Below are 19,089 nucleotides of genomic sequence, written 5' to 3'. Positions count from 1 at the left end.
AAATGTAACTAACTCTTGTGTAATTGTAAGCACTTGGTCTTCAATCAAATTTAGCTACCAAAACGCGGCAGCCGTAGCTGCCGAAGCAGGACGTCACTCTGCGATAGAGCGAGTGGCTGCACTATATATCAATCGATATTTCACGCAATCTGACAGATACCCACCAAGAAACCTGCGTAATCACTTTATAAATAAAAGCTTGGATATACTTAGTCGGCAAGCTTAGTTATTCGCACTTATTTACCTATCATTTGCGCTATTGCTGTGAGTTGTGGCGGATATTATTTTATTTAAACTGTTACACAGATCTCATTATATTTATCGAGAGACAAAAAAGGCGAGCTTTCGCTCGCCTTTCGATTATGCCGCTAATAACCATTTGGCAGACGAAATATCCAATTTCGTTGCCATGTTGAGCGAAGGCGTTTGAATTAACGCCACCACATCACTGGTATCTAAAATAAGCGTACTACTCGCCTCTTCCGCACTTACATCAAGTTGGTTGGTACCGTTGGCCGTAATAGTAATGGTGCCATCCTCTAAGCCGCTGAGATCGAAACTCACACTCCAAGTGCCATCACTGAGCACACTTGCAGTGCCACTCACGGATGCGCCAGATTCATCGCTTGCCACTATGGTGAGATCAATATCCTGGTCAAAGTGACTACTCGACCCCGTAATTTGCACGCTGGCTGCGTCGCTGCTACCGACATCGTCATGGGCATCAATGGCGAGCGTCGGTGTTATCACCAAGGTTTTCGATGAGGCAGTACTTTCACCGCTATTACCTACCTCATCGCTATAGCCTGCAACGGTTAACGTCAGCTCATCTGACTGTGCATCGCTGGCAGAAACGGTAATCGTGCCCGTCCAAGTTTGATTGGTACCGGTTTCGTTCCAAACAATGCTCTCGCTACCAAGCGTTGAACTTGAAGGCTCAGTGACTGCTTTATCAAAGCTAACCGATACGCTGACGCTATCACCTTCACTGGCGGTGCTTGGCGAAATGCTCGTCTCGCTATCATCTAACGCTGGCGCGCTTTGCTCAAGTTCAAAGCTGGTGCTGACCTCATCTGCTGCTGCGCTTAGAGTATTGCTGCCGCTAGCGGTCACGGTAATCGTACCATCGCTAAGCGAGCTTACATCCAAACTGATGCTCCAATTACCGTCGCTATCCACACTGGCATCGCCTGAAACACTGTTGTCGTCAGTGTCTTTCGCAACCACGCTCACGCTGTCATTTTCCGCAAAACGGGTTGAAGCACCAGAAATAGCCACGGCCGAGGCGCTGCTGCTGTTGACATCACTTAAGCTGTTGATGCTCAGCGTCGGGGTTAAAATCAACGAGCTTGACGAGGTGGTGCTTTCACCGCTGTTACCCGCTTCATCGCTAAAGCCATCGATAATTAAAGTCAGCTGCTGCGTGTCGCTGTCGGTACTTGGCACAGTGACGGTGCCCGTCCAAGTAGTCGTTAGCTCGTCACTGGTGGTCCAAGTGATTGATGCGCCCCCTAGGGTTGAACTGGCAGGCTCTGTCACCGCTTTATCAAAGCTTACCGATACGCTGACGCTATCGCCTTCACTGGCGGTGCTTGGCGAAATGCTCGTCTCGCTATCATCCAGCGCTGGCGCGCTTTGCACCAGTTCAAAGCTGGTGCTGACCTCATCTGCTGCCGCGCTTAGAGTGTTGCTGCCGCTGGCGGTCACGGTAATCGTACCATCGCTAAGCGAGCTCATATCCAAACTGATGCTCCAATTACCATCGTTATCAACAGTCGCTTCGCCTGAAACACTATTGTCGCCAGTGTCAGTTGCCACCACGCTCACGCTGTCATTTTCCGAAAAACGGGTTGAAGCACCGGAAATAGCTACGGCCGAGGCGCCGCTGCTGTTGACATCACTTAGGCTGTTGATGCTCAGTGTTGGCGTCAAAATTAGCGAGCTTGATGAGGTGGTGCTTTCACCGCTGTTGCCCGCTTCATCGCTAAAGCCGTTGATCACTAAAGCGAGTTGTTGAGTACTGCTGTCGGCACTTGGCACAGTAACTGTGCCCGTCCAAGTAGTCGCTAGCTCGTCGCTGGTGGTCCAAGTGATTGATGCGCCGCCCAAGGTCGAACTTGAAGGCTCAGTGACTGCTTTATCAAAGCTGACCGATACGCTAACGCTATCGCCTTCACTGGCGATGCTTGGCGAAATGCTCGTCTCGCTATCATCTAGAGCCGGCGCGCTTTGCACCAGTTCAAAGCTGGTACTGACCTCATCTGCTGCCGCGCTTAGAGTATTGCTGCCGCTGGCGGTCACGGTAATCGTGCCATCGCTAAGTGAGCTCATATCCAAACTGACGCTCCAATTACCGTCGCTATCCACGCTGGCTGTTCCTTCAACCTTGCTGTCGCTGCTATCAACGGCCACAACTTTCACGCTGTCGTTTTGCGCAAAGCGGGTTGAAGCACCGGAAATAGCCACGGCCGAGGCGCCGCTGCTGTTGACATCACTTAAGCTATTGATGCTCAGCGTTGGGGTCAAAATCAACGAGCTTGATGAGGTGGTGCTTTCGCCGCTGTTGCCCGCTTCATCGCTAAAGCCGTTGATCACTAAAGCGAGTTGTTGAGTGCTGTTATCGGCACTTGGCACAGTGACGGTGCCCGTCCAAGTAGTCGCCGTCTCATCACTGGAGGTCCAAGTGATTGATGCGCCGCCCAAGGTCGAACTTGAAGGCTCAGTGACTGCTTTATCAAAGCTTACCGATACGCTGACGCTATCACCTTCACTGGCGCTGCTTGGCGAGATGCTCGTCTCGCTATCATCTAACGCTGGCGCGCTTTGCTCAAGTTCAAAGCTGGTGCTGACCTCATCTGCCGCCGCGCTTAGAGTATTGCTGCCGCTGGCGGTCACGGTAATCGTGCCATCGCTAAGTGAGCTCATATCCAAACTGACGCTCCAATTACCATCGCTATCCACGCTGGCTGTTCCTTCAACCTTGTTGTCGCTGCTATCAACGGCCACAACTTTTACACTGTCATTTTGCGCAAAACGGGTTGAAGCACCAGAAATAGCCACGGCCGAGGCGCCGCTGCTGTTGACATCACTTAGGCTGTTAATGCTCAGTGTTGGCGTCAAAATTAGCGAGCTTGATGAGGTGGTACTTTCGCCGCTGTTACCCGCTTCATCGCTAAATCCATCGATAATTAAAGTCAGCTGCTGCGCACTGTTGTCGGCACTTGGTACAGTCACTGTGCCCGTCCAAGTAATGCTGGCATCATTGCTGGTGGTCCAGCTGATCGAAGCGCCGCCCAAGGTTGAACTGGCAGGCTCGGTGACCGCTTCGCTAAATGAAACGGCGACAGTCACCGTATCGCCTTCATCGGCAGTGCTTGGTGAGATCATGGTGTTCGAATCGCTCAGCTCAGGCAAAGTTTGCTCTAGGGTAAAACTGCCCGTCACTTCACTAGCCACAGCGCCTAAGCTGTTACTGCCGTTTACCGCAACACTGATGGTCCCGTCAGCAAGACTGCTGACATTAAGTGTTGTGCTCCAGTTGCCATCAGAATCGACACTCGCCTCGCCTGACACGGTTGCGCTCTCGGTATCACTGGCAACAATGGTCAGAGTTTCACCCTGGCTGAATCGCAACGTACTTCCCGAAATCGTCACCGCAGCGGCACCACTGCTGTTAACATCGCTGATGCTGGCAAGCGTGATGGTTGGCGTTACAGGCAGCGAATAGTCGCTGTTGGTTTCACCACTGTTGCCCACGCTATCGGTGTAATCCGATACTGTCAGTGTTAACGACTGTTCGCTGGTGCTCGGCACAGTAACTGAACCAGTCCAAACGGTTGCCGCTTCGTTGCTGCTCAGAGATGAAACGCTGGTGCTGCCTAAAGTCGCACTGACACTTTCAAGTGCTTTGCTAAAGGTCAAGGTGACACTGACATCACTGCCCACTTGTTGGTAGCTCGGGCTAAAGCTTGCGCTTTCAAGCGTTGGCAGTTCACCATCCACTGCAATCACCAAACTGTCGCCAAGGCCAGAAATGGTATTGGTACTTTGATACGCGTCATCCGCTACCGCAACAGTAACATCACGTTCGCCACCTTCTGGCGCGGTATAAGTCACTGTCCAAGTGGTGTTATCCGACGTGCTCCAACTGCTTGAGTCCAGTGAGCCAGTATCGCCGCTATCACTTGCCGTTAGCGTCACATCTGAAAATTCAAAGTCTTCGACTTCTTCAGAGAAGCTAAAGGTTAGCGTGACAGCGTCACCACCCGCGAGCGTACTCGAATCGCTCGAGCTAATGGTCAGCTCAGGGACAGTCGCCGCTTCCACCGTGACGGTTGTCGTAGCACTTCGAGTTTGCTCTGCCGCATCTTCTGCAACGATGCTCGCGGTATAACTTCCCTCAGCGACCAAATAGCTGAAGGTGTAAGTACCCGTATCTTCATCGCTGGTGGATGATTGCGCTGAGAACGTATCGCCATCACTGTTAGCAAAAGTTGGTGTCACGCTGTCTAGGTTGGCATCACTGACCACCGCGGTAAGCGTTACCGTATATTTACCCGATGATGGCGTGGTTGAGCTTTGTACCGCGCTTATGCTGCTGATTGTTGGCCGCGCAAAGTCAACCACAGCTTCAACACCAGTATTGGTGTAGCTCTTGCTGTTGTAGATAAACTTCGTGGTTTGTCGGCCAATCGAGTCGGTCACCGTCACTTTCAAGCGATAAGTTGCCTGGCTATCAGTGGTGAGCGTAAAGCTGCCCTCTGCCGATTCATCACTAAAACTGCCTGACTCTTCAATATTGGTCATCGAATCCGATGCCAGTTCAATGCTGTATTCTTCAGCATCTACTGTGGCGCCATTTTCAACGCTCAAAGTGAACTCTTGGGTAGCGTTGGACAAAATTACCGCGCTGTTGACCATTTCAACATCGTCACCCAAATCAAGCGTCACTTCAGGGTATGCAATATCAACCACCACACGTTGGGTTGTAGAAAGCCCAGCAGCATCGGTGGCGGTAATATCGACAGTGATAGATTCAAGCGTACCAAGCTGCGTTGTGGTTAGCTCAAAGTATTTTGACGAACCATCACCGTCTTCCTCTTTTTCCACTGAATATTGTGGGTTAAACACGCTGTATTTCACTTTTTCAATGCCGCTTCCGGTATCTGAGATATCGAAACGGAAACGCACATTGCCATCGGTTTCTGTTGATTGAGTAACCGTTATGTCGTCACTGATTGTTGGCTCAGTGTTATCGACCAAGACCGAAACGGAATCGCTGGCGTTCTTGTCCCATACATCTTCAGCGGTGACTTTGACTTTCAAAGTTTGACCATCGTCGTCGTCATCGAGATCGGTTTCAAAGGTGTAACAGGTGTAATCACTGTCGTCTTCACAGGTAGCCGCTTTACCGGTAAACATGCTGCTGTTATCCAGATAGCTGTAGCTGGTATCGCCAACTTTCACCGTTACGTCATGCAACACTGAGTTTTCATAGACGCTGACACGGAAATCAACCTCAAGTTTCTCACCACTCACGGTGCTGCTGGTTTCAGGGCTGGTGATCTCAACATCTAGGCTGCCGCTTGGAATCACCAGTTCCAGTGCTTGGGCCGCCGCTGTGTTGCCCGCGTTATCTGAAAGATTGCGCACTTTAAAGTTTTGCTCTGTGCTTAAGCCGTCAATCAGTGAGTCGTACGAATCTGAATATGTACATGAAACCACGCCGACCGCTTCATCATCACAACTGCTTGGTGAGAATGACACGCTGCCGTTTACTTTCAGTAGCGTTGGATAGCTGTCTTCATCTTCAAGATCAACCCCAGACAGATCATCTCTAAAGCTCAAATCAAAGGTTAGCGTCTTGTTGCCATCAGAATCGTAAGATACTTCGCTACCGGTAAAGCTGTATGAGTCGCCATCTTCAACGGTTGGATCATCGATATCCATCATATTGAAGTTAAATAGCTCAACAGATTGCTTGCCGTTGGTGCCGGTAACACGGGTGATGAGTGTCGCGTTACTGCTGATGTTGCGATCGGTGGTGACATCACAGCCATAAGGCGCTTGCGATACGTGCTGCTCTCCTGAATACGCGTAATCTTCGTAATCTGCCGCTTCATCTGGCGCGGTGCTTGATGTGTAGTCTTCACGCACCCAACACTCGATGGTTTCAGGTTCCACTTCACCATCGATACTAAACACCACACTTAATGTCTCGTTAGCAATGTAATTTTGGAAATCCGATGGGCTGCTGATAGAAAGATCCACCCCTTCACGCTGCACACTGATGGTGGCGGAACGAGTCGCGGTTTTACGATCGCTCTCTTCCATATAGTGCGTTTTGTTGTACACAGTAATCGCAATTGCGTAGTCGCCATCGCTGGCTAAATCGCTGGCTGGCAGCGTTGCTTGCCAAGTTCCATCATCTTGCTCACTAAAGCTGAAACTGTTGCTGGTCGATTCACCCGAATAGGTGTAGGTCGCATCAATCGTATCGACGCCACTTTCGTCATCAATATCCATGGTCAGCAGCAGATCATCAGACGAAGTCACTGTGTTGTTGGTGCCAAGCGCCGTGCCGTCCGCGTAAGTAATCGTGAACGAGTTAATTGTTGGCGCAGCATTATTCACTTTCACAACAAACTCTTGCTGGCCGACATTGCCGCGGGTGTCCGTTGCTTGAACTCGCAGTGTATTATCGCCGGTTTGCAGATCAGACATAGCAATGGTTTGACCATCGCTCGGTTCAGTACCCGATTCCCCATCCGAAGGCTCAGAGTCGGTATAGAACCAGTATGTTAGGCTGTTGCTCTCAACACCGTCACTTGATGTCACGCCTGAGGTATTTAAGTCTTTCGCCGAAGCGGTGAACTCATAGTTACCCAAGTAGTAATCGCTCGAATTAAAGCTGTTCAGTGAAATGGTCGGACCGTCGCGGTCTATCATGACGCTCTTACTTTCGGTGGTGCTGGTAAAGCCGTATTCATCGGTTGCGACAACGTAGAGCTTGGTTTTGATGGTGTCATCATCAAGCTCAATTTCGTTGGTTTCCGTTTCATCCAGCGCCATACTAAATGTGGTGCTTGGATCAGTCGGCGTTATGGTTTTTAGCGCAGTGTCATTCCCCTCTTGATAGAGAGCAACACTCGCGACGCTTGAATCGTCAACAACTGAGGTGAAGTAAACCGTAAATTCGGTACCCAGCACGTAGCTTTCTTGCGAATTGGCATCTTGTACCCAAGGTGACGCCAGCGTAATGGTTGGGCCTTGGTTATCCACTTGGAATGTGATTGTGCCTTCATCACTGGTATTGGCTGGATACGCGCTGTCTTCTGCCGTGACTAAGAATTTATTTGTGACACTGTAATCAAACGCATCTGCCACCAATTGAACAGAGACATCCGGTTGATCGCCGATAAGATACGGCATGGTGCACGATTCGGTATCCGGGTCGCAAGCTTCGAGTTCAGTGGTTTGCCCAGAACCGCGCTTTAGTTTGATGGTCACATTGGAACCTGGCGCTAAATCGCCCCAATCGATATCTGGTGTCCACGTATCGTTACCACCTAAACGCGTTTCCAATGTTTCGTCTTCGATGCTTGGCGCTTCTGAGTCAATATGAATGTTAAAGCGCGTCGCGTTACTGGTGGATTTACTTACCGAGTTACCCAAATTATCGGTTGCTCCAACGACCACTAACCAATCGCCATCGCCCGGGTTAATGTAAGTATCGCCGCTGTCTTCACATCCCTCATCATTACACAGGTTGACTTTGAATGTGGTGTCGCCATTACTGGAAAAACTGTCGTAGCTGTAAGTTTGTTTTTCACCCGAGGTTTTGTAAAACGTCAACGTACGAGAGTCCGCCACATCACCGACAGTATCGGAAATGTTAAACGTCAACTCTTGAATATTGTTGGTATTCAAATAGGTGTCTTCTGATAGCGATTCGCCATCGACATTAAGCGGCGTTTCGTAGGTCGCAACTGGGTAGTCGTTGTCCACGTACAAAGACGAAATGTAAGTGTCATTACCAAACCCGTACGCTTGTTCATTATTGTCCATCGCACTGATTTCCAGAGCGAATTCGACCATATCTGGGAAGTTCGATGACTCGGTATCTAAGGAAAAGTCATAGATCTTTTTATAGCTGGTGCTGTTGCTGGTATCTTGAGTAATAGTGACATCCGCGCTGCTTTCTTCATTGTCCGCGTTGTACCAGTAAGGTTCAATCAGAGGCGCGTAATCACCACTGCTTTTAATTCCCGATGGGTCTGAAATTGTCACTTGCGCTTCGATACTGCCAGCCACATAGGTTTTATTGTTAACCGTGTAGGTACTGCCCGACTCAACCGACACGCTTGGCGAAGGTTTATCATCGTCAATACTGCTGCCATCGGTATCAAAAATGTTGTCAGAACCCAAAAGTGGCCGCGCGGTTGAAATATCATCGGCGTATAGCTGGGCGATATACGATTCAACGCCGTAAGTTTCGGTGACCAAATCGTAGTATTGGGTTGCTAAGTCTTGGCGATAGGTGTCTTCGCTTAGCGACACACCGTCAAGTGAGATTTGCTCGCCATCGCTGCCATAGCCATCGGCTTTACCATCGCTGCTAAAGTCGTCATAAAACGCCGTCGCCCAATCCACAGAGGTATAACGCGCGGTGTCATCAGCAAGGCCTACCATCGCTTCGGCAAGGAAACGGTGCTGGAAAGAATCACTTAACGTGCTGTTACTTGAAAACGTCGTGGCCGCCAGATCTTCGTTGGTAGCATAAGACGTGGTGGTTGGATTAAAACCAAAGAAAGAACCATTGGTTGTGCTATCTGATGACAGCGCGATTTCCACTTTACTTAAAATGGTCTCGGCGGTGTCCTCGGTTTTTTCGCCGCTCGCAACCTGCTCCCAGAGGTAATCAAAAAAGCCGGTTTGATAGACAGAAAGCTCGGTAATGTAGAACGTTTGCGAACCGTCGAGTTCAAAATACGCGCCGAGGTTAGCATCGCCTAAATCGATGGTAGTTTTATAGCTGGAGTCATCTTGCCACTGATAGTAGTAAGTATCACTGGTGTCCGGGCTTAATAGACGCACGCGCATAAAGTCGTAGTTGACCACATCGGTGGTCAACTCACAGGTTGCCACATCGTAAGCGCCGTCTTGCATTGACGTGGTACAACTTGCTAAGGAGGTGAATGAACCGTTAGCGCTCAAGCCTTCGAGCTGCGCGCGGGCGTTCATAAATGGCGTGACAACCGTGATGGTCGGCAAGTCAAAGGTACTTCTGAAATACACCACTTCTTCATCACTGGTGTTTTCCGATTCATCTTCAGTGTAAATCACCAGCTTCTGAGCGCTGTCTTCCGATACCGATTTGAACGTGCTGCCCAAGAGTTCTTTCGTCAGTGGCACATAATAGGTCACGCTATTGACCGTACCGTCATCCTCTTCTTCCAGTGTTTCATGAGGAATGCTGGCGGTGACCGTATCGGTGGATGCCACTGTGGTCACGGTATTTTTCAACGTATATTCGCCGTCGTTATCTTCACTGACGTAGTATTTCACCACCAGCTTGAGATCTTCGGCAGACGAGCCAAGTACCGAATCATCGCTGGGATCACTCACCACGACTTTAACGTAAGGGACGCTGTTTTCCTGCAGCAAGTTGACGTTGAAGTTAGCAAAATCGACATCGTCTAAACTCGACTTGAGGCCATTACTGGCGTAGGTGTAATCGATTTTTAGATAATCAGACGCACTTTGCACTGTGCTTGAGGTGTATGAGCTTTCGTTAAACTCCGCCGACACTTCACTGCGCACATCGTCGTCATCGACTTCGATGTAGCTAAAGGTCACCCCTTCTGGATAAGTAATGGTTTGGCTTGGGTTGGTATCATCACGGGTGACGGAGTGCGTCACTTCGCCGATATTGCCTTCGCTATCAGTCGCGGTAATAGTGAAAGTGGTGGTTGTCGACGTGAAAACATCTTCAGTAGTGTAATCTTTACTGAAAGCACACGCGCTGCCAGTGGTTGTCACAGTGCTGGTACAATCCAAATCAACCGCCGTTGCGCCATTGACTGAGACTTGAACCGAGCTAATGTCTTCCGCCGCTTCTTTAACCGAACCTTTTAAGGTGTAGGTATCAAGTGAGTTATTGATGGTACTGGCCGAGGTGACATCAATAACGGGTGCTTCGTTATCCCATTCGAAATCAATATCGATGCCGTCATCAACCCCATAGGTCAGTTCGTTACCCAGTACGTCGCTGGTAAATAACACAATTCTCGCGGCGGTGACTTCGGTATTGCCGTCATCATCGCGAGATACATCGTCGATTTCATCGGTATCGATATTGATCTGGGCCGTGGTTTCTCGCTCACCGACCACAAAATCATCGTCATCAATACTACAAAACTGACTTGAGCTGCTGCACTCATAAAGTTCTGACCAACTGCCATCAAGCTTGTATTGCAGATAAGCGCTTACGCTATTGACACCGATATCATCGGTAAACGTAATGTCGATTTGGTCTTCACTGGCGAGCGTGTCAGAGTCAGAGCGCTCCGCTTCTGGCGCTTGATCATCAATGGTGACTTCATCGCGCGCCGGAATCACCCCTTCGTCGCCAGAAACGCCGATGGCATTGAGTTTTTCGCTAAAGCTTTCATAGTCAGATGCGTCAGTCCCAGACACGTTGAGGTCTGGGTCATTTACAACGATAAGCACTTGTTGCGCCAAAGTATTGGTGTACAGATCGCTGGTCACCTCAAGCTGGCCAAATGAAAGATCCATGGACAGCCCGGTTGATGAGTTGATCGCTTGGCCATCGAGTAAACCATCGGCAATGATGTCTTGGTGACCGATGTAGGCAAGGTTCATCGAAGTGTAGATATCTTCGCTGTCGCCATAGGTTTCAATTAAATCCGCCGCGAGCGAAGAATACGCGGTCAACAACGCGCCATATTTATGACCGTCGGTGGCATAACTGCTCTGTCCGCCAGTGGTGATATTAATCGGTTTGGTGCCGTTAACATCAAAACCGTACATATTTTCAAAGGTCGAGAGCGCATCGCTGATCGCAGTGTCACCATCGGCCCCTTGATTAATTTCATATTCTGCTAAACCTGCCGCAAGGTATGTGAGAGGCGTTACCATCACACTTTCGCTGTTACCTTCGGAGTAGTTTAAAACGCTGTCTAGACGAATGGTGTTGCCGTCACTTTCGGAAACCGCTTCTTCGGTGACCGGATCTTCGTAAGCACCACCTTGAGCGCTAACCAACAGAGGACGAGAAGATGAGTCGATCGAAACCGAATAGTGGCCAAATGCGTCGGTGGTGGTTTTTGCTAACAAACTGCCAATGTTGCCGTCGTCGTATTCCCAAACATAGACGGTAGCTCCCGAGACGGGTGCATCATATACATAACCGGAAATAGTGCCTTCTGCACGAGCGGGTGGCGAGCTATCACTTTCACCACTACCACATGCTGTTAATAAAGCACTACTTATTAATACGGTTAAAAAGGAATATTTATTGTATTTTGTTAGCATGATCCAGACGTCGAAAAAAACTTTTCGGAGATTATATTCGCGTGAACAAAAATCTCAATCTGGCAAAATAACAAGAGAAATAATCAAATTAACTGGCTAAATAGTTAAAATGACTAATAAAGAAAATGGCAAATTAGATTAATTAACCAATTATATAGGAATAGCAATAAAATAATATCAAACGGGATGTACAATAATTTTAAAAATAATAGAATAAATCCGCTTCAAGGCACATAACCCTGTTTTCACTTAACCAGTTTTATACCATGCTCAAACCCGTTTCTTTGTCAATTTTGTGTTTGTTTCTACTCGCTACCTCGGCCGCTAAAGGTATGTCTTTCTTTTGGTCTGAGAGCGATGACGCTGAGTCTATGGCGCCAAAACAGAGCGAACCTTTGCAAGAAGTTAAATCCGTTTTTTCCGGTCAAGTGGATTATTCATTTATCAGTTCGGTATTAGATACCGGAGTCTCTAGCAACGAAGTAAAGTCCCTTTTAGATCTAACGACCGAATACTTCAATGTATTAAATAAATCTTCAAAAGGTGATTGGTTCGCATTTAAAACGGATATTGACACCAATAACCAAACTATTGTTAGGGCCTTTTATTATCGTCAAAGTGACGAAGAATTTTTTGTTTATCGTGGCTACGATAACAATATTTACGATAAAGACGGCTTTCAGTTTAATAGTTTAAAATCGCTGCAAATGCCATTTAAAAACCATTATCGAATCAGTTCGTCATTCAGTTTAAAACGGCGTCATCCCGTCACCCATCGCCTCGCACCTCACTACGGTACTGACTACGCAACGCCGGTTGGCACTCAAGTGCTCGCGATTGCATCAGGAAAAGTGATTCGAACCCGCTATGACCACTTTGCGGGCAACTACATCACTATCGAGCACGGTAATGGCATCGTGTCGCGTTACATGCATCTACTTAAAACCAAAGTAAAACGCGGCGATTTCGTGAACGTTGGCGACGTGATCGCCTTATCCGGCAATACCGGACGCACCACTGGCCCACACCTGCACGTTGAACTGATTTACAATGGCGTACCGATCGACTTTGCCAAAACTCAACGTCAATACGGCGATGTAAAGCCATTACTCACCGCGCAATCGTTAGACGCAGTCGACACTTTTGAAGCGCTCAAATCTGAACTTGAAACCACCCACCCTATGTCGCTTACCCGCCGTTAACCTAGCGATCAACACCTAAAACCGACGCCAAACTGGACATAAAACGCATCACCGTTTGCTCATCTGCGCAAATGTGTTAGAAAGAAGTCCACGGAATCGTTGTACAGTGACGTTTTATGCACACACATCATCTCGCCGACAACCTGCGACTGCTTTGCAGCTACGTCGGTAATATCAGCCAATGCTGCAAAAAAATCGGTATTAATCGCCAGCAATTTACCAAATACCTTAATGGCCAAAGCCAACCTTCGATGCCGAGCCTGCGCAAAATCTGCGACTATTTTGGTGTCGACAGTGAGGAAATTTTTCTCGAGCCATCGCTGTTCGCGAGCCTGTTGTCAACCAAGCAACATGCGCCTTTTCCATTTGAACCGTTATCTGCGAGTCCTATCGGCAAGCGTTACCAAAAGCAGTTGCAAAGTATGGTTGACCATTCCGCCGCTGAGCTTGAGCGCTACGCAGGCGATTATTATTACTACTACATGACGCCCTCCTACGATGGTTTCGTGAGTAAAGGCTTTGCGCGAATTCGTGTCGATAACGGTATTGGCCATTCGCATTTCTATGAAAGAGCTGAGCCCAGTCAGGCGATGTTAGAGCATGCTGAAATCGGAAAATTCGTCGGTATTGTGATACTGCTTGGAGAGCGACTGCAGATCATCGATTACAGCGTACATTGCCAGCGCGCGGTGTCGCAGACCATTCTCTATGGCGCGACCAAAGGTCAGATTGATCTGTTGTCTGGGTTAACGATGGGGATTCAGGGGACCAGCTCGCGCATTCCATTTACCTCGCGAGTGGTATTTGAAAGGCTTGGTCACAGCACTTCTCTCAGAGAGAAGCTCAAGGGCGTGGGATTATTTGCCATCGATGAAGGGCGTTTACCAAAACCAATAATGGACAGATTGCAAAGTGCTAGCAACATTCGCAATCCGCACATTTTTACTGCAGTGGAAAACTATTCATAACGCACAAAAAACTATTCATAACGCACAAAAAACTACTCATAACGCGAAATCAAGGTGCGAGTAAATAGCCGCTGCGAATTGGCGTGCTGCCTGCAACATTGCCCACCAGCATTCCCGCCGTCGCCATGCGGCGATTGCTGCGCGAATACACTCGCCCAGCTTGGGTGGCAATCACTTGCTCAACTTTGTCGCTGATAGGATCAATCACTTCAGCAAACACTTGCCCAGCTTGAATCCACTGCCCCGGTTCAACTTTGAGCACCAACAAACCGCCTTGCTTGGTGGATAGTGTTTCAACGCAGGTGAGCTCACAACTCGGCGCTTCAATTACCGGCAGTGTTGGCGCTTTGCCACTGATAAAACCATTTAGCTGCAAATAGCCCAATATCGCTTGCACATCTTGGTCGGCATAGTCGTCGCTAACATCCAATTGACCACGCAGTTCGACGGTCGCGGCGCAGCAGCCATCGGGGATACTCTCGCCAAAATCGTCTTTAAGCCGCTTCCAGACCATATCGATGCTTGAATCAAATGGATTACCACCAGTTTCATCGGCCAACATGTTAATCTCGCTGCCCATCAAGCGCGCCAGTGGCTCAATTTTAGGCCAGGAATATTCGGTACTGTAGAGATGGAGCGCCGCTTCAAAATCGCAATGCAGATCAAGCATGATATCCGCATCATGACTCAGCAGTTGCAACGCTTGCTGCAACGACTCGAATTCATTTTTGACTGGCCAATCCTCAAGCTCGGCTTTGATGGCACTGCGCACGCTGTGCTTGTTTTCTTCGGCGTCCAAGCTTAGCTTTGGTGCGATACGTTTTTTCACTTGGCAATAAGTGTCTAAGTAGCCGCGATTAAAGTTAGTGCCGTTTTCAAGCTCGTAGCGGCCAAGATGAACATCCATCAGATGTTGATTCTGGCCAATTGGGTTGGCCACTGGCACCAGCACAATTTCGCCTCGCAAGCGATGCTGCTGCTCTAATAATTTTAAGCTCTGCTTAAGTTTATAAAGCACATACATGCCCGGCAGTTCATCGGCGTGCAATGATGATTGCAAATAGGCTTTTTTACCCAAGCTAGGATCGCCAAAATGAAAACTATCGACGACGCGTTGGGTGCCGGGTGCTGGAGAAATGAGGGGCGTTTGCTGATGTTTCATAGACACTTATCAATTATTGATTACGTGGCTTTAATACTGGGCGCTTTGACACGTAACAAAGTGGGAACACAGAATTGGGCAGCGCGGACGCCCTGCCCGTTATAGAGTACGATTACTCACTGTAGAGTTTTAGATCGCCAAAGTATTTTGTTTGAATCTGATCGTAAGTGCCATTCTGATGCACCAGTTTCAGACCTTTGTTCAATAATTCGGCCAGTTTTTGATCATTTTTACGCACTGCAATCGCGGTGTCTGCAGGCAGTAATTTGTCTTCCACTTTTTGGTTGCTGTAGCCGTTCTTCTTATAGGCGTTAATAAAACCAAATTGCGCTTGAATCATATCTTGAAATGAAGCATCGATACGACCACTCAGCAGATCGGTGTATACCGAGTCCTGATCTTGATAAATCTTGATGTTTACGCCATGTTCACCATAGCGTTTTTGAGCGAACTCTTCTTGCATCGAGCCCATCTGCACACCAATAGTTTTACCTTTCAATGAATCGACGGTCGGCAACAAACCTTCACTGCTGCGACTTAGCATCGACGAAAACCCAGTCCATACCACATCGGTATACAGCACTTGTTTACGGCGTTTTTCAGTAATGCCCATTGAAGAAAAAATCGCATCGAGTTTGTGCGCTTTTAGGCCAGGGATAAGACCGTCAAAGTTATACGGCACCCATTTACATGTCTTTTTAATTTCTGCGCAGATGGCATTACCAAGATCAATCTCAAATCCTTCTAAACTGCCGTCAGCTTTGATCGATTCAAATGGAGGAAAAGTCGCATCGACACCGATTCGAATCGTGTCAGACGCAGCGTAAGACCCGGCGCAAAGTAGAGTCGAAACAGCTAAAACCGCAACGCGTAAGTTATTTTTCATTTTGGCTTCCATGTTAAATGAATAGTTATTCTTTAAAATTAGATATTCATACTATTCATTCCATTTTGCTGCGTCTAGAGGTAAACCCGCGCCAAGGTGCAGCGATTCGCCGCGACTGAGCGTCAACTCGCGTCACCCACTATCGAACAAATACCTAGTTACAGACTTAAGCTTTACTCATTGTTGTATTTTAAGCAGCTAAACGCCCTGTCACCGTCTACGCTTTTAGTAGCAGATCAATGACGGTTCTCCTTTATGCGCAACACATTAGAACAACAAGAAGCATTAGTCCTTAGCCACTTTCGCGATCACTTAGAACAATTGATTGCGCTCGAAACTCGTACTCCCGAACTTGCCGAGCCACGCCAAAATTTGCAACATGCCATCGATAAATTCGAGCAGCTGCTTAAGGATTACGAGGTGTTAAAACAAGATTGGGAATGGTTTTTTAATCACTCCATCGATATGAAGTTCACCATAGCGATGAATGGATGCTTTAGCCGCGTCAATCCCGCGGTGGTTAAACTGCTGGGATATAGCGAATAAGAACTCACCTCTCAGCCGTTTTTAAATTTTGTCCATCCGGATGATATTGAACGCACTAAGCAGGAAGTTAAAAAGTTAAAGCGCGGAGAAAACACCCAACAGTTTGAGAATCGTTATCGCGACAAGCAAGGCAATTGGTATTGGTTTTCTTGGAACTGCACGCCTTATACCAGCGATTCTCATCAGGTTTATGCCATTGCGCGTAACATCACTAAGCAAAAAATGACCGCTCTACAACTGCAATACCAAGCCACTCATGACCATCTAACCGGTTTACGTAACCGCTCGTGCCTTGAACAAGAACTGCTGGATGCAATGACGCGCTGCGATGAAAACCCACGCCGACAACTCGCGGTAGTTGCGATTGATTTAAACGATTTTAAACACATCAATGATAGCCACGGTCACGCGGCTGGTGACCACCTGCTGCAAAATATTGCTCAGCGTTTTAAACGTATAAAACGCAAGAGCGATCTTATTTTTCGCACCGGAGGCGACGAATTTGTGTGGATAGTCGAAGGGCTCGATGCCGTCAATAAGCCATCTTTCGTCAATCGCATCAATACGGCGTTATCCATGCCGATTGAATACCAAGGTCATCTGCTGGCTGTGACAGGCAGTATTGGCATCGCGACTTACCCAAGCGACGCCGCCTCACCAGACGAACTGCTCAATCAAGCCGACCAAGCGATGTACCATAACAAAGGCTCGTAAAGAGCCTTGGTTATCACATTTAACTGAGTCATCGCATCTAACGCTGCATATCAAACTGGATTATCAAACCGAGCACAGCGAAAAGTTTACACCTACCTAATCCGCCCTATTTTTACTCACTTACCATCACCAGTTGAGGGGAGTTGAGGCTCATATACCCTTGGCGGCGACGATCGGTCAGTTCACTATAATCCGTGGACAAAATCGTATCGACAAAATACCAAGTCGCGCTTGCTTTAGTTTCTGTCAATTGCACCAGTAGATAGCCGCGCTCAAGTAAATTGCTGTATTGCAGTCCATCAACCATATCAACAATCGCCGCTTCGTAAGTTTCAGCTTCAGAGGCGGCAAAGCCCAAATACTCTTCCATGCCGGGCGAACTGACTGAGCTGGTGGCAAATTCCACCGCTACCGCATCGCCATCAACATCGGATAAATTGTTTGCCCAGGCATTATGAGTATCGCCAGCGAGCACCACAGCGTTCACGCCAAGAGATTTAATCGTCTGCAACAGCACTTCACGCTCATAGGCGTAGCCATCCCAAGCATCTAGGTTGTATGGAATGTCAGGCAATTCAAGCAGCGCCACCACTTCATCGGTCAGTAGGTCCTGATTTGCCGCTAGGTAAGCAGACTCTTCGTCAGTGACACTCGAGTCTCCAGCCGCTACGCGCGCCGCAATTTGAGCCAATTGCCCAAGCGTTGCATAATCGCTTATCGACAATTGTTGAGTCGCCACAGCCGCAGGAAGCGTCATGGTACCCATCAACACTTGTTGACCAATCACTTGCCAAGTCGCCGTCGATGCCGAAAGCTGCTGTTGTAACCAAGCAAGTTGTGTGGCGCCGAGCATGGTGCGGGTTGAATCGCTCAATGCCGCCGTTAATCCATCCTCGTCAAAATTGCCATCGTCATCAAGGTAGTCGTCGTAACTTAGCTGCTCGTCGCGAGCAAGCAAGCGCGTATCCAGCATGTGTAAATCAACAAGGTTACCGAAACTGAAGCTGCGATAGATGTCCTCGTGGTCACCTTCGCTCCAAGGGCGAATTGGCAACCATTCAAAATACGCCTGAGTCGCCACCGATTTTCGTTCATCATAATCGCCTTCACCATCGTTATGATTTTCGGCGCCCTCTTTCCACGCATCGTTGGCCACTTCGTGATCGTCCCAAATGGTGATAAACGGCAGCTTGGCGTGCGCTTTTTGTAAGCTGCTGTCGGTATGATATTGGGCATAACGGGTACGATAATCACTGAGGCTAAACAATTCCGTGGCGGGAAGTACTTGGCGATCCAGCGCTTCGGCGTTATCACTGGCATATTCACCGCGGGCGTATTCATAAATGTAATCGCCAAGGTGCAATAAAGCGTCGACATCGTCGCGCTCGGCAATCAAATCAAAGACATTAAAATAACCTGCGGGATAGTTGGAACACGACACCACAGCCAAAGTCACTGAGCTGACATCGCCTTGTGGCAACGTCAGTGTGGTGCCAACCGTTGACTGGGTTTGACCGACAAAAAAGCGATAGTAATAACGTGTGCCAGAGTCGAGCCCAACGGCGTCGACTTTCACCGTGTAATCTCGGTCACTGTTGGTGGTGGTCTCACCGTTGGTAATTAAGGTGTTAAACTCTTCATCGGTTGCCACTTCCCAGCCCACCGTGACATCGCCATCGGTTTCGGGCGTTACTCGAGTCCACAAAATAACCGCCGCGCTGGTTGGGTCTCCACTGGCAACACCGTGTTCAAATGTCGCAGAGATACTGCTGCTGTCGCTGTCTTTATCGCTGTTACATCCCATTAATCCATAGGAAATAATCGCGGTGCCAAATCCTTTGGCGGAAAGTTCAATAAAACGACGTCGTGAAATAGACCTTCTCATTATGCATTCCTTATTTGCCTTCATCCTTTTCGAGTTAGAATCGTCTGGAATAAATGTGACAAGCAAGTTGCATAATCGTTAATCAAGTAAAAACCATCTTATCGTTCATATATAGGTGTCAATAACCCATACCTTTGTATGAGCCATACAAGATAAATACATGACATCAT

Annotated in this window: 8 protein-coding genes and 1 pseudogene; 5 read left to right on the top strand and 4 right to left on the bottom strand. The window is 48.3% G+C overall.

Translation table 11 applies throughout. The features are described from left to right. Nucleotides 1–360 precede the first annotated feature (360 nt). The gene (locus BLS03_RS16145; protein ID WP_093276256.1) at nt 361–11,556 is read right to left on the bottom strand and encodes a tandem large repeat; all 11,196 of its coding nucleotides are present in this window, start codon (nt 11,554–11,556) and stop codon (nt 361–363) included. 332 nt (nt 11,557–11,888) lie between these two features. Here BLS03_RS16145 and BLS03_RS16140 point away from each other — a divergent pair, with 332 nt between their 5' ends. Next, on the top strand, nt 11,889–12,758 hold the full coding sequence (locus BLS03_RS16140; protein ID WP_218122019.1) for a peptidoglycan DD-metalloendopeptidase family protein: 870 nt from the start codon (nt 11,889–11,891) through the stop codon (nt 12,756–12,758). 116 nt (nt 12,759–12,874) lie between these two features. Then, entirely contained in the window at nt 12,875–13,726 is an 852-nt protein-coding gene (locus tag BLS03_RS16135) for a helix-turn-helix transcriptional regulator (RefSeq protein ID WP_093276251.1), read from the top strand. A gap of 49 nt (nt 13,727–13,775) precedes the next feature. On the opposite strand, the gene BLS03_RS16130 is transcribed toward BLS03_RS16135, so the two are convergent. Beyond that, nucleotides 13,776–14,888 carry a succinylglutamate desuccinylase/aspartoacylase family protein gene (locus tag BLS03_RS16130; protein WP_093276249.1) on the bottom strand — a complete coding sequence of 371 codons (1,113 nt, stop codon included), beginning with the start codon at nt 14,886–14,888 and terminating at the stop codon, nt 13,776–13,778. Between the two features lie 112 nt (nt 14,889–15,000). Next, nucleotides 15,001–15,774 carry a transporter substrate-binding domain-containing protein gene (locus BLS03_RS16125; RefSeq protein WP_093276246.1) on the bottom strand — a complete coding sequence of 258 codons (774 nt, stop codon included), beginning with the start codon at nt 15,772–15,774 and terminating at the stop codon, nt 15,001–15,003. A gap of 255 nt (nt 15,775–16,029) precedes the next feature. Here BLS03_RS16125 and BLS03_RS16120 point away from each other — a divergent pair, with 255 nt between their 5' ends. From BLS03_RS16120 to BLS03_RS16115, 3 genes and pseudogenes are all read left to right on the top strand, one after another. Then, on the top strand, nt 16,030–16,320 hold the full coding sequence (locus BLS03_RS16120) for a hypothetical protein (RefSeq protein ID WP_093276244.1): 291 nt from the start codon (nt 16,030–16,032) through the stop codon (nt 16,318–16,320). 12 nt (nt 16,321–16,332) lie between these two features. Next, nucleotides 16,333–16,542 (top strand): annotated as a pseudogene (locus BLS03_RS26215) (PAS domain-containing protein); the annotation flags it as partial. Then, the gene (locus BLS03_RS16115; RefSeq protein ID WP_093276241.1) at nt 16,543–17,034 is read left to right on the top strand and encodes a GGDEF domain-containing protein; all 492 of its coding nucleotides are present in this window, start codon (nt 16,543–16,545) and stop codon (nt 17,032–17,034) included. A gap of 112 nt (nt 17,035–17,146) precedes the next feature. Here the strand turns inward: BLS03_RS16115 and BLS03_RS16110 are convergent, their stop codons facing one another. After that, nucleotides 17,147–18,919, bottom strand: coding sequence for an alkaline phosphatase D family protein (locus BLS03_RS16110; RefSeq protein ID WP_093276239.1), 1,773 nt, complete (start codon nt 18,917–18,919; stop codon nt 17,147–17,149). Nucleotides 18,920–19,089: the final 170 nt, after the last annotated feature.

The organism is Vibrio xiamenensis (genome assembly GCF_900100015.1).
GTDB classification, from domain to species: Bacteria; Pseudomonadota; Gammaproteobacteria; order Enterobacterales; family Vibrionaceae; genus Vibrio; species Vibrio xiamenensis.
Note: the sequence above shows the minus strand (reverse complement) of the source record. Positions and strands in the feature narration are given on the sequence as shown.